This window comes from Agromyces rhizosphaerae, assembly GCF_027925245.1.
Lineage (GTDB): Bacteria > Actinomycetota > Actinomycetes > Actinomycetales > Microbacteriaceae > Agromyces > Agromyces rhizosphaerae.
In genome coordinates, this window is the sequence record NZ_BSDP01000001.1 from 2,135,230 (window position 1) to 2,146,844 (window position 11,615).

Genomic DNA, 11,615 nt, shown 5'->3' on the forward strand with positions numbered 1-11,615 from the left:
GATCAACACGGGCCCGTGTGATCGGCACGTGCCGGCGAGCGGCGAGCGGGCGGGGTCAGGCCTCGCGGGGGAGGCGACGGCGCTCCCACGCGGTCGTGATGTGGTCGGACATGAGCCGGGCGGCGGTCTCGCCGTCGCCGGCGGCGATCGCGTCGAGGATCGCCTCGTGCTCGGCGAGCGTCTCGGCAGGCGCCTCGGGGCCGGGCGCGCCGAAGAAGCGCGAGTTGTCGCGGGCGCGCGCGACCAGCGTGCGGGCGATGCCCTCGGCGAGGCGGTTGCCCGAGATGTCCATCACGAGCACGTGGAAGTCGATGTCGCTCTGCGCGAAGCCCTCGGTGTCGTCGACCGAGCGGTGCATCGCGTCCATCGCCCGCCGCAGCGCGTCGAGGTCGGCGCCGGTGCGCTTCTCGGCGCAGCCGGCCGCCATGACCGACTCGAGCTGCGCGCGGATCACCGCGATCTCGTCGAGGATGCCGAGCGTCGCGTCGTGCTCGACGAACGCGCCCAGCACGACCCGGTCGAGGATGTTCCACTCCGACGGATCGGTGATCTCGGTGCCGCGTCCCTGCGTGACGCGCACCAGGCCCTTCTCCTCGAGGCGCTTGACCGACTCGCGGATCACGGTGCGGCTCACGCCGAAGTGCTCGGTCAGCACCGACTCGGTCGGGAGCAGGTCGCCGGGCTTCACCTCGCCGGTGACGATCGCGCCGACCAGGTCGTGCACGACCACCACGCCGAGACGGGCGTTGGGGGTGCGACGACTGCCCTCGCCGAGGATCGACGGCGCGGCCGGAATGGATCGACCGGCGGGGTTGGACATGGAGTGCATCCTAACGCTCGGGTCCGGCGCGGCCGGGGACGACGCCCCGGGTGCACGGCGGCGGGCGCGTCCCCGGGTCCGTTCCCGGGGGCGGGCGACGCTGCCGTGACATCCGCTCCGTAAAGTTGTATGATGTATGTTGAATCTTACCGCGTGACGACATCAAGGACGATATGAAGATCACCGGGTATCGCACCCTCACCGCGCAGCACGAATGGCGGCGGGCCATCGGCGACGCCAACGGCCACATCCCCGATGCCGTCACCGACGTGCCCATCGTCATCCTCGAGACCGACGCCGGCATCGAGGGCGTCGGCATCGGCTCCCACGCCGACCTCGCGCGCCTGTTCCCCGCCATCGAGGGCGAGGACCCGCGCAGCGTCTCCGCGCTGTTCGACCGCATGCTCGCCCAGGTCTTCAAGTCGAGCCACGCCGGCGCGACCTACGGCGGCATCGCCACCCTCGACTCCGCGATCTGGGACCTCAAGGCCAAGGCCGCGGGCGAGCCCCTCTGGCGCATGCTCGGCGGTCGCGACCGCTTCGTGCCCGGCTACGCCTCGGGCCTCGACATCGCCCTGCCCGACGACGACCTGCACGCCTTCTACGGCCAGTACGCCGACCGCGGCTACGTCGCGGGCAAGCTCAAGGGCGGGCTCGACCTCACCACCGACCTGCGCCGCCTCGGCATCATGCGCGATGCCCTCGCGGCCCACACGGATGCCCCGGGGCTCATGATCGACTCGAACGAGTCGTGGCAGGTGAAGCAGGCCGTGCGCTACGTCTCGGCGATCGAGCAGCACTTCGACCTGGTCTGGGTCGAGGAGCCGCTGCGCCGTTGGGACGCGGCCGGCCACGCGCGCCTCAGCGACGCGATCCGCGCCGCGGTCGCGACCGGCGAGAACCTCACCGGCGTCGAGCAGTTCCGACCGCTGTTCGAGGCGGGCGCGCCCGACATCGTGCAGGCCGGCTCGATCTGGGGCGTCACGCACTTCCAGCGCCTCTCGTTCGCCGCGGCCGTGCGCGACCTGCCCGTGAGCATCGTCGGCCACAACGCCAACCCCGCGGTCGTGCACGTGGCCACGGCCGTGCCGAACCACCTCACCACCGAGGTGCAGGCGCTCGACTACGCGCCCGGCGTGCACGTCGACCAGGAGGTCGTCGACGGCGGCATCGTGCTGGGCGATGAGCCCGGCGCGGGCATCCGCATCGACGAGGCCGCGATCGCCGCAGCCCGCGAGGGAGCCGGCTGGACCAACCCCGCCGGACCGCACATGCGTCCGGCGCGCGCGGGCCTGCGCATGCTGCTCGACGGCATCGAGCGCTGAGCCGCCCGCACCGGGCCGCAGAGACACCGAGACGAAGGAAGCCAGGACCGATGGAGATCCGACCCGGCCTGCACCGCGTGCAGGCCCCGCTCGAGGAGCGTTTCGTCGCCCTCTACCTGCTGGTGGGCGACGACGCCGCGCTGCTCGTCGACACCGGCGTGCCGGCGTCGATCACCGAGACGCTGCTGCCCTACCTCGACGAGTCGGGCATCGGGCGCGAGAAGCTGAAGTGGGCCGTGAACACCCACTGCGACTGGGACCACACGGGCGGCAACCGCGCGCTGAAGGAGGCGCTGCCGCACGTGCAGATCATGGCGGGCGAGGCCGACGTGCCGCTCGTCGAGAACGTCTCGGCGCTCATCGACAGCCGCTACGGCGAGTTCATCGAGACCGACGGGTTCGTCGACCCGCCCGAGCTCACCTCCTGGATCCTCGAGGTCGCGCAGCTCGTGCCCGTCGACCGGCCGCTCGCCGGCGGCGAGGAGTTCGACCTCGGCGGGCGCAGCGTCACCGTGCTGCACGTGCCGGGGCACAGTCCGGGACACGTGGCCGTGCACGACCCCGAGAACCGCGCGCTCATGATCGGCGACGCGACCCTCGGCGCGACCGTCCCCTTCGCCGACGGCAGCCCGGCCTTCCCGCCGACCTATCGCGACACCGCCGACTACGTCGCGTCGATCCAGGCATTCCGCGCGCTCGACGCCGAGCTGCTGCTCACCGCGCACTACCCCGTCTACGAGGGCGAGGGCGTGGCCGCGTTCCTCGACGAGAGCGAGGCGTACACGGCCCGCGTCGACGACGTGATGGAGCGGATGCTCCGCGCCCAGGCCGCCCCGAGCACCACGCTCGAGCTCATCCGCGCCGCGGGCGACGCGCTCGGGCCGTGGCCGCCGGAGGCCCTCGACTACTCGATCTTCCCGGTCACCGGGAACCTCGAGCGCATGGAGGAGCGCGGGCTCGCGGCATCCGCCACCGACGCAGACGGACGACGTCGCTGGACCTGGACGGGGGACGCGGCATGACCCGGAAGGTGCGCCTCGGCGCGGTCGGCGCCGGCTGGTGGGCGACCAGCAACCACTTCCCGATCTTCGCCGGGCGCGACGACGTCGAGCTCGTGGGCGTCTGCGGCATCGGCCCCGAGCTCGAGGCCGTGCGCGACCAGTTCGGCTTCGGCATGGCCACGCGCGACTACGACGAGCTGCTCGACCAGGGGCTCGACGCGGTCGTCGTCACGACCCCGCACGACCTGCACTTCGCGCAGGCCGTGCAGGCGGTCGACCGCGGCCTGCACGTGCTCGTCGAGAAGCCCGTCACCCTGCACGCCGAGGAGGGCTGGGAGCTCGCGCGCCGGGTCGAGGCGGCCGGCGTGCACTTCCTCGCCCCGTACGGCTGGAACTACAAGCCGTTCACGGTCGAGGCGCGGAAGCTCGTCGAGGCGGGCCACCTGGGCGAGATCCAGCACGTCGTCTGCAACATGGCGTCGCCGACCACGGGCCTGTTCGCGGGCGACACGAACCACATCCGCGCGCTCTGGGACTCGCAGACCAGCGGACCCGACCCGTCGACCTGGCAGTCGCCCGCGCGCGGCGGCGGGTACGCGCATGGCCAGGTCACCCACTCGAGCGCGCTGCTGTTCTGGCTGACCGAGCTGCGCGCGGCATCGGTCATGGCCAAGGTGTCGACCGCGGGCGCCGCCGTCGACCTCTACGACGCCGCCGTGATCACGTTCGACAACCACGCGCTCGGCTCGCTCTCGGGCGCCGCGACGGTGCCCGACGGCGACCCGTACCAGGTCGACCTCCGCATCTTCGGCACCGAGGGCATGCTGCTCGTCGACACCGAGCGCGAGCGGGTCAGCCTGCACCGCCACGACGGCCGGAAGTGGGATCTCGACATCGAGCCGGGCGCCGGCGCCTACGAGTGCATCGTGCCGCCGAACCGGTTCATCGACCTCATCACGGGGGCGAGCACGGAGAACAACTCGGATGCCACGGTGGCGGCGCGCTCGATCGAGCTGATCGACGCCATGCTGCGGTCGTCCCAGGCGGGCGGCGCCGAGGTGCGCGTCCAGGAGCACGAGACGGCGGATGCCGCGAAGGGAACACGATGACCGAGTCCACCGGAGTGCTCGCGGGCTACCGCGTGCTCGACTGCTCCATCGCCATGGCCGGGCCGTTCGCGGCGCAGCGCCTGGGCGACCTGGGCGCCGACGTCGTGAAGGTCGAGCCGACCACGGGCGAGTGGCAGCGCCACGCGGCCGCGGGCGGCGCGCAGGGCAACGAGATCAACGTCTCGTTCCTCTCGCTCAACCGCAACAAGCGCTCGGTCGCCCTCGACCTGAAGTCGGATGCCGGCAAGGAGGCGCTGCGCGCGCTGGTCGCCGACGCCGACGTCTTCCTGCAGAACTACCGGCCGGGCGTCGCGGCCCGTCTCGGAGTCGACTACGAGACGCTGCGCGAGATCAACCCGTCGATCGTCTACGTGTCGATCTCGGGCTACGGCGAGGACGGCCCGTACCGCGACCGCCCGGGGCAGGACCTGCTGCTGCAGGCCATGTCGGGCGCGATGCTCTCGGCCGGCCGCCACGGCGACGAGCCGACGCCCGCGGGCCAGTACCTCGCCGACGCCGTGACCGCCTCGACCGCGTTCGAGGGCGTGCTCGCCGCGCTGCTGCACCGCGAGCGCACGGGCGAGGGCCAGCTCGTCACGGTCAACATGCTCGACGCGCTCACGACCCTGCAGATGCAGGAGCTCTCGGTGTTCACGGTCGGGAAGAAGACCCAGGAGCGCTCGGCCGAGCCGCACGCGCACGTCTACATCCGCGCGCCGTACGGCGTGTTCGCGACCAGCGACGGGTTCGTCGCGCTCGCGTTCGCCGACCTGCACGAGCTCGGCCGCCTGATCGGCGAGCCCGCGTTCGAGGGCTGGAACTCCGAGGTCGAGGGCTGGACCCGCCGCGACGAGATCCACGCGAAGACCGCCGCGAAGCTCGCCGAGAAGCCGTCGGGCTACTGGATCGAGACGCTCGGCGCGGCCGGCATGTGGATCGGACCCGTGCACGGCTACCAGGAGCTCGTCGACGACCCGCAGATCGTGCACAACGGCACGTTCATCGAGTACGACCACCCGACCGAGGGGCACGTGAAGACCCCCGGGTTCCCGTACCGGTTCTCGAAGACCCCGCCCAGGCTCGTGCGCGGCGCCCCGCGCGTCGGCGAGCACACGCGCGAGGTGCTCGCGCAGGCCGGGTTCGACGACGCCGCCATCGACGCGCTGCTCGCGTCGGGCGCCGCGAAGGAGACGACGGATGCCCCCGCCTCGGCCTCCGCGCCCGACCCGGCCGCGCCCGCGCACGCCGTGCCCCGCACCGAGCCCGAGCCCGAGCCCGCCACGGTCGAGGCCTGATGTACCGCGGACTCACCTGGGATCACCCCCGCGGCCGGCACGCCCTCGAGCGCGCCGCCGAGGACGCGTTCGGCGGCGACGACTGCCCGCTCATCACGTGGGACGTGCACCCGCTCGAGGGCTTCGAGTCCACGCCGATCGAGGAGCTCGCCGAGCGCTACGACGTGATCGTGCTCGACCACCCGCACCTGGGCGACGCGCTCGCGCACGGGTCGCTCCAGCCGCTCGACGACCTGTTCGGCGCCGAGCTCACGGGTGCCCTGGCCGACGGCTGCGTGGGACCGAGCTTCACCTCGTACCGGCTCGACGGCCACCTCTGGGCGCTGCCGCTCGACGCGGCGACGCAGGTCGCGGTGCGCGTGCCCGAGCTGCTCGAGACCGCGCCCGAGACGTGGGACGAGGTCGAGGCGCTCGACGTGCCCGTCGCCCTCAGCCTCGCCGGCCCGCACGCCTTCCTGAGCTTCGCGTCGCTGTGCGTCGCCCTCGGCGAGGAGCCGCGGGTCGTGCCCGGCGAGGGGCTCGTCTCCGAGTCCGTGGGCGCGGAGGCGTTCGGCATCCTCGCCCGCCTCGCCGCCCACCAGCCCGAGGGCGCCGACGCGCTCAACCCGATCGGCCTGCTCGACCGCATGCAGCACGCGCGCGACATCGCCTACATCCCGCTGGTCTACGGGTACGTGACCAACGCGACCGGCCCGGGCGCGCTGGCGTTCGAGAACGCCCCCGCGGCCGTGCCCGGCGGCCGCCGCGGATCGACCATCGGCGGCACCGGCATCGCGCTCTCCGCCCGCTGCCACCCCGACGAGGCGCTCATCGAGCACCTCGGCGGCCTGCTCGCGCCCGACCTGCAGGCCGGGTTCATCCCCGCCAACGACGGCCAGCCGAGCCTGCGCTCCGCGTGGGCCGACGCCGCCGTCAACGCCGCGTCCGGCGACTTCTACCTGGGCACGCTCGCGACGATCGACGACTCGTGGGTGCGCCCGCGCGTGCCCGGGTACATCCCGTTCCAGTCGGCGGCGTCGGCCGTGCTCCGCGACGCGCTGCTGGGCGGGGCCGACCCCGTGGCATCCGTCGCCCGCATCAACACCATGTACGACGCGCTGGCCGCCGCGCCCGCGCTGGCAGGAGGAACCCACCGATGATCGAGGTCACGAGCGAGCACGTGCTGCTCGAGGTCGACGGCCACGTCGCCACCATCACGCTCGCGCGGCCCGAGAAGCTCAACTCGGTCACGCAGGAGATGTCGGACGCCCTCGTCGAGGTCGTCGAGTGGGCGGATGCCGCCGACGAGATCCGCGCCATCGTGCTGACCGGGGCGGGGGAGCGCGCGTTCTGCGCGGGCAGCGACATCCGGTCGCTCGACAAGTACGCCACCCCGTGGGAGTTCCGCAACCGCACCGACTACTGCGACGCGATCCGCGCGGCGCGGAAGCCCGTCATCGCGGCGGTCAACGGCTACGCGTTCGGCGGCGGCCTCGAGACGGCGCTGTCCTGCGACATCCGCCTCGCCTCGACCACCGCGAGCTTCGCCGCGCCCGAGATCAAGCTCGGCTGGATCGGCGGCGGCGGCATGGCGACCTTCCTCACCACCTCCATCGGCCCGTCGAACGCGGCCGTCATGCTCATGACGGGCGACCCGATCGACGCCGAGACGGCCCAGCGCTGGGGCCTCGTGACCGAGCTGGTCGAGCCCGCCGGACTCGTCGCCCGGGCGCAGGAGCTCGCCGCGACCATCTCGAGCCGCCCGCCGATCGCCGCCGAGACCGCGAAGGCGAACCTGCGCGCCGCGGTCAACATGACGCAGGAGGAGGCGCTGCGGTACGAGCGCGACCTCCAGACCATCACGTTCGCCACGGCCGACGCCGACGAGGGGCGTGCCGCGTTCGCGGAGAAGCGCGCCGGCGTCTTCCACCGCCGCTGAGACCCGGCCGAGTCACGGACCGACGAGGAGCACCATGAGCACCACGACCACCCCGGCCGCGGCGACCGCCGCCTGGCCGCCCGCAGCGGCCGACCTGCTGCCCGACGACGGCACCGCCGGCACGCTCGCCGCGCGCGTCTGGGATCCCGCTGCCGGCGGCCCGAGCGTCGTCGCGATCCGCGCCGAGGGCGTCGTCGACGTGAGCGCCGCGTTCCCGACCATGCGCGCGCTGTGCGAGACGCCCGATCCGGCCGCAGCGCTGGCCGCCGCATCCGGCCCCCTGCTCGGCACGCTCGACGAGCTCGTCGCGAACACCCCGCCCGAGACCCGCGACGCGACGCGGCCGTGGCTGCTCTCGCCGATCGACCTGCAGGTCGTGAAGGCGGCGGGGGTGACCTTCCCGGTGTCGATGCTCGAGCGCGTGATCGAGGAGCGGGCGCGCGGCGACCAGGACGCCGCGGCGACCATCCGCGCCGAGATCCTCGGCACGATCGGCGGGTCGCTCGACGAGCTGAAGCCCGGCTCCGACGAGGCCGCCGCGCTCAAGGCGCTGCTGCTCGAGCGCGGCTGGTGGAGCCAGTACCTCGAGGTCGGCATCGGCCCCGACGCCGAGGTGTTCACGAAGGCGCCCGTGCTCGCGACGGTCGGCCCCGCCGTGGACGTCGGTGTGCACCCGGCCTCGCAGTGGAACAACCCCGAGCCGGAGGTCGTGCTCGTCGTGGCATCCGACGGCCGCATCGTGGGCGCCAGCCTCGGCAACGACGTGAACCTGCGCGACATCGAGGGCCGCAGTGCGCTGCTGCTCGGCAAGGCGAAGGACAACAACGCGTCGGCGTCGGTCGGCCCGTTCATCCGGTTCTTCGACGCCGGGTACGGGCTCGACGACCTCCGCGCCTCCGTGGTGTCGCTCGGCATCGACGGCGAGGAGGGCTACCGCCTCGACGGCACGAGCCCGCTCGCGCAGATCAGCCGCGACCCGGCCGACCTGGTCGCGCAGACGATCGGCGCGCACCACCGCTATCCCGACGGGTTCGTGCTGTTCCTCGGCACGATGTTCGCGCCGGTCGACGACCGCGACGATCCCGGCCGCGGGTTCACCCACCGCGACGGCGACATCGTGCGCATCGCCGAGCCGCGCCTCGGCGCGCTCGTGAACCGCGTGCGGCCGACGGATGCGGCGGAGCCGTGGACCTTCGGCATCGACGACCTCTACCGCGGCCTCGCCCGCCGCGGCCTGCTGACCTGAATACGACCCCCGAGGAGCACCGATGACCAGCACCCAGATCGCACCCGCGACCGCGACGCGCACCCTGCAGTCGACCAACCCGCGCACCGGTGAGACGACCGACACCGGCATCGCCCCCTGCACCGCCGACGAGACCGCGGCGGCCGTCGGCCGCGCCGCCGACGCGTTCGAGGTGCTCGGCCGGTCGAGCCGCGCGTGGCGCGCGGGCCTGCTCGACGCGATCGCCGACGCGCTCGAGGCCGACCGCGACACGCTCGTCGAGGCCGCCGACGGCGAGACCGGCCTCGGCAGCCCGCGCCTGCCCGGCGAGGTCGGCCGCGCCGCCTTCCAGTTCCGCCTGTTCGCCGAGGCGCTCCGCGAGGGCTCGTACCTCGAGGCGACGATCGACCACGCGGGCGACACCCCGCTCGGGCCGCAGCCCGAGATCCGTCGCATGCTCGTGCCGATCGGCCCGGTCGGCGTGTTCGGCTCGAGCAACTTCCCGTTCGCGTTCTCGGTCGCGGGCGGCGACACCGCCTCGGCGCTCGCCGGCGGCAACCCGGTCGTCGTGAAGGCGCACTCGTCGCACCTCGAGACCGCGAAGCGCTCGCACGCCGCGATCGCCCGCGCCGTCGCCGCCTACGGCGCGCCCGAGGGCACGGTCGGCATCGTCTACGGCACCGAGGCGGGCCGCACGCTCGTCGCCGACCCGCGCATCCGCGCCGTCGGCTTCACCGGGTCGCTCTCCGGCGGAAAGGCGCTGCTCGACATCATCAACGCGCGCCCGGAGCCGATCCCGTTCTACGGCGAGCTGTCGAGCCTCAACCCGCTGGTGATCACGCCCGCGGCCGCCGCGGCGCGCGCGGACGCCATCGCCGAGGGCCTCTTCGGCTCGTTCACGCTCGGTGCCGGCCAGTTCTGCACGAAGCCCGGCATCGCATTCGTGCCGACGGGCGCCGACGGCGACGCGCTCGTGGCCGGACTCGCGTCGCGCGCCGGCGGGGCATCCGCCCAGACCCTGCTCAACGGCCGCATCTCGGGCTCGTTCGGCGAGATCCGCGACCGCATCCTCGCAGCCGGTGCGACCACCGTCGCCGAGGGGGCGGATGCCACGGGCGACGGGTTCGCCGCGACCCCGGTCGTGCTCCAGGTCGACGCATCCGACCTCACCGCCGAGCACGCCGAGGAGGCGTTCGGCCCGCTCATCGTGGTCGCGCGCTACGACGAGGCGGCCGAGGTCGGCCGCGCCCTCGACGCGGTGCCCGACTCGCTCACCGCGACCATCCACAGCGAGGACGCCGACGGCGAGCTCGTCGAGGAACTGCTCGCCGACCTCGCCCCGCGCGCCGGGCGCATCGTGTTCAACGGGTACCCGACCGGCGTGCGCGTCTCGTGGGGCCAGCACCACGGCGGCACCTGGCCGTCGACCAACTCGCAGCACACGTCGGTGGGCGTGAGCGCGATCCGCCGGTTCCTCCGGCCGATCGCCTACCAGGGCGCGCCGGCCTCGGCGCTGCCCGAGGAACTCCGCGAGGAGTACTCGGCTATCCCCCGACGCGTCGACGGCGCACTCGTGGTGCCCGCGGGGGAGTAACCTCCCGATCAGGCGCCCGTTCGGTCGACCCGACTCCCGGGCGGGCGCCGCCTCGGGCGGTGTCAGGCGTGGCCGAGATAGGCCCGCCGGGCGCTGCCCGAGGCGACCTCGGGCCAGTCGGCCTCGCCGACGAGCGCGCGCACGCGCGCGACCCAGTCGGCGAACGGGCCGCCGACGCCGAAGGTGGCGCTCACGGGCCAGTCGCTGCCGAGCATCGTGCGCTCGGGGCCGAACGCCTCGAGCACCCGGGCGATGAACGCGTCGGCATTGCGCGCGAACGCGTCGGCGTCCGCCGACTCGGCGGTGAGGCCGGAGAGCTTCGCGAACGTGCCGGGGCGCGACGCGAGCTCGCCGATGCCCGCCGACCAGGCGCGCCCCTCGGGCGAGTCGATCCCGGCATCGATCGGCGGCTTGCCGAGGTGGTCGAGCACGACGGTCACGTCGGGCGCCTGGGCGACGAGGTCGATGAGGGCCGGGAGCTGGGTGTGGCGGATGCAGGCGTCGAACGTCAGCCCGCGGTCGCCGAGGGCGACCAGTCCGGCCGCCCGGGCCGGGAACGTCTCGACGGGCTCGTTCTGCAGGTTGTCGCGCACGCCGACCACCTTGGGCAGCGCGGCGAGCGCGTCGAGGTGCTCGGCCAGCTCACCGGCATCCGTCAGCAGGTCCGCATCGGCGACGATCGCGACCAGCTCGGGCCAGTCCGCGGCGGCGACCCAGCGCGCCTCGGCGAGTGCGTCGGCGCGGTCGGCCCCGGCCTGCACGAACACCATGCCGGTCGTCGCGCCGTCGGCGCGGTCGACGGCGGCCGGCAGCATCGGCCGGTGGATCTCGAGGCCGTCGAGCCACTCGTAGCGGTGGAGCGCCGGGTCCCAGACGTGGACGTGCGCGTCGATCAGCTCGGTGCCGGGGGCGGATGCCGCGCTCACGCCGACTCCGCGCCGCGCGCCGCGCGCTGGCGACCCAGGTCCCACACCTCGTCGAGCGGCACGAAGCCCTCCTCGCCGGCGCCGTCGCGGTAGACCTCCACGAACGGGCCGATCGTGGCCTGCCACGCCAGGTTCGCGGGGTCGTCGTCGATCGCCGCCATCGCGGCGTCCCAGTCGTCGCACTCGACGAGATGGAACATGCGGTCGCCCGAGCCCCAGATGGTCCACTCGTGGATGCCCACGCGGGCGAACGTGTCGACCAGGTCCTCGGGGATGGTCGCGTGCTCCGCGCGGTACCCCTCCCGCACGATCGAGTGGAGGGCAATTCGCATCGTCGTTGACGTCATAGATCCGATCTTCTCACGATTCGGCGGCACTCCGATGCCAGATCAGGCGCCGAGC

At 73.5% G+C, this 11,615-nt stretch carries 11 protein-coding genes; 8 read left to right on the forward strand and 3 right to left on the reverse strand.

Annotation, left to right across the window (positions count from 1 at the left end; all coding sequences use genetic code 11):
* Positions 1-55 precede the first annotated feature (55 nt).
* Positions 56-820, reverse strand: coding sequence for a FadR/GntR family transcriptional regulator (locus QMG39_RS10005; protein WP_281884559.1), 765 nt, complete (start codon positions 818-820; stop codon positions 56-58).
* Between the two features lie 173 nt (positions 821-993).
* Between QMG39_RS10005 and QMG39_RS10010 the strand changes: the two genes are divergently transcribed.
* From QMG39_RS10010 to QMG39_RS10045, 8 genes are read left to right on the forward strand one after another with little or no spacing between them, the layout of a single operon-like run.
* Positions 994-2,145 carry a mandelate racemase/muconate lactonizing enzyme family protein gene (locus QMG39_RS10010; RefSeq protein WP_281884561.1) on the forward strand — a complete coding sequence of 384 codons (1,152 nt, stop codon included), beginning with the start codon at positions 994-996 and terminating at the stop codon, positions 2,143-2,145.
* A 50-nt stretch (positions 2,146-2,195) separates the two neighbouring features.
* On the forward strand, positions 2,196-3,167 hold the full coding sequence (locus QMG39_RS10015; RefSeq protein ID WP_281884563.1) for an MBL fold metallo-hydrolase: 972 nt from the start codon (positions 2,196-2,198) through the stop codon (positions 3,165-3,167).
* On the forward strand, positions 3,164-4,255 hold the full coding sequence (locus QMG39_RS10020; RefSeq protein ID WP_281884565.1) for a Gfo/Idh/MocA family protein: 1,092 nt from the start codon (positions 3,164-3,166) through the stop codon (positions 4,253-4,255). Before QMG39_RS10015 ends, QMG39_RS10020 begins: the two co-directional genes overlap by 4 nt.
* Positions 4,252-5,550 (forward strand): CaiB/BaiF CoA transferase family protein, encoded by a 1,299-nt coding sequence (locus QMG39_RS10025; protein ID WP_281884567.1) that lies wholly within the window; start codon positions 4,252-4,254, stop codon positions 5,548-5,550. Before QMG39_RS10020 ends, QMG39_RS10025 begins: the two co-directional genes overlap by 4 nt.
* Positions 5,550-6,689, forward strand: coding sequence for a type 2 periplasmic-binding domain-containing protein (locus QMG39_RS10030; protein ID WP_281884569.1), 1,140 nt, complete (start codon positions 5,550-5,552; stop codon positions 6,687-6,689). The genes QMG39_RS10025 and QMG39_RS10030 overlap by 1 nt, the downstream gene beginning before the upstream one ends.
* Positions 6,686-7,468, forward strand: coding sequence for an enoyl-CoA hydratase/isomerase family protein (locus QMG39_RS10035; RefSeq protein ID WP_281884572.1), 783 nt, complete (start codon positions 6,686-6,688; stop codon positions 7,466-7,468). Before QMG39_RS10030 ends, QMG39_RS10035 begins: the two co-directional genes overlap by 4 nt.
* 34 nt (positions 7,469-7,502) lie before the next feature.
* On the forward strand, positions 7,503-8,714 hold the full coding sequence (locus QMG39_RS10040) for a fumarylacetoacetate hydrolase family protein (RefSeq protein WP_281884574.1): 1,212 nt from the start codon (positions 7,503-7,505) through the stop codon (positions 8,712-8,714).
* A 22-nt stretch (positions 8,715-8,736) separates the two neighbouring features.
* Entirely contained in the window at positions 8,737-10,287 is a 1,551-nt protein-coding gene (locus tag QMG39_RS10045; RefSeq protein ID WP_281884576.1) for an aldehyde dehydrogenase (NADP(+)), read from the forward strand.
* A gap of 62 nt (positions 10,288-10,349) precedes the next feature.
* On the opposite strand, the gene QMG39_RS10050 is transcribed toward QMG39_RS10045, so the two are convergent.
* Positions 10,350-11,213 carry an amidohydrolase family protein gene (locus QMG39_RS10050; RefSeq protein ID WP_281884578.1) on the reverse strand — a complete coding sequence of 288 codons (864 nt, stop codon included), beginning with the start codon at positions 11,211-11,213 and terminating at the stop codon, positions 10,350-10,352.
* A complete protein-coding gene (locus tag QMG39_RS10055; protein ID WP_281884580.1) occupies positions 11,210-11,545 on the reverse strand; it encodes an L-rhamnose mutarotase in 336 nt (111 codons plus the stop codon). Before QMG39_RS10055 ends, QMG39_RS10050 begins: the two co-directional genes overlap by 4 nt.
* Positions 11,546-11,615 lie beyond the last annotated feature (70 nt).

Bases quoted from the DNA above. Each gene is read 5' to 3' on its own strand.
- QMG39_RS10015 (WP_281884563.1), top strand. From the start codon at position 2,196: ATGGAGATCCGACCCGGCCTGCACCGCGTGCAGGCCCCGCTCGAGGAG.
- QMG39_RS10045 (WP_281884576.1), top strand. From the start codon at position 8,737: ATGACCAGCACCCAGATCGCACCCGCGACCGCGACGCGCACCCTGCAG.
- QMG39_RS10025 (WP_281884567.1), top strand. From the start codon at position 4,252: ATGACCGAGTCCACCGGAGTGCTCGCGGGCTACCGCGTGCTCGACTGC.
- QMG39_RS10010 (WP_281884561.1), top strand. From the start codon at position 994: ATGAAGATCACCGGGTATCGCACCCTCACCGCGCAGCACGAATGGCGG.
- QMG39_RS10055 (WP_281884580.1), bottom strand. From the start codon at position 11,545: ATGCGAATTGCCCTCCACTCGATCGTGCGGGAGGGGTACCGCGCGGAG.
- QMG39_RS10020 (WP_281884565.1), top strand. From the start codon at position 3,164: ATGACCCGGAAGGTGCGCCTCGGCGCGGTCGGCGCCGGCTGGTGGGCG.
- QMG39_RS10030 (WP_281884569.1), top strand. From the start codon at position 5,550: ATGTACCGCGGACTCACCTGGGATCACCCCCGCGGCCGGCACGCCCTC.
- QMG39_RS10035 (WP_281884572.1), top strand. From the start codon at position 6,686: ATGATCGAGGTCACGAGCGAGCACGTGCTGCTCGAGGTCGACGGCCAC.
- QMG39_RS10005 (WP_281884559.1), bottom strand. From the start codon at position 820: ATGTCCAACCCCGCCGGTCGATCCATTCCGGCCGCGCCGTCGATCCTC.
- QMG39_RS10040 (WP_281884574.1), top strand. From the start codon at position 7,503: ATGAGCACCACGACCACCCCGGCCGCGGCGACCGCCGCCTGGCCGCCC.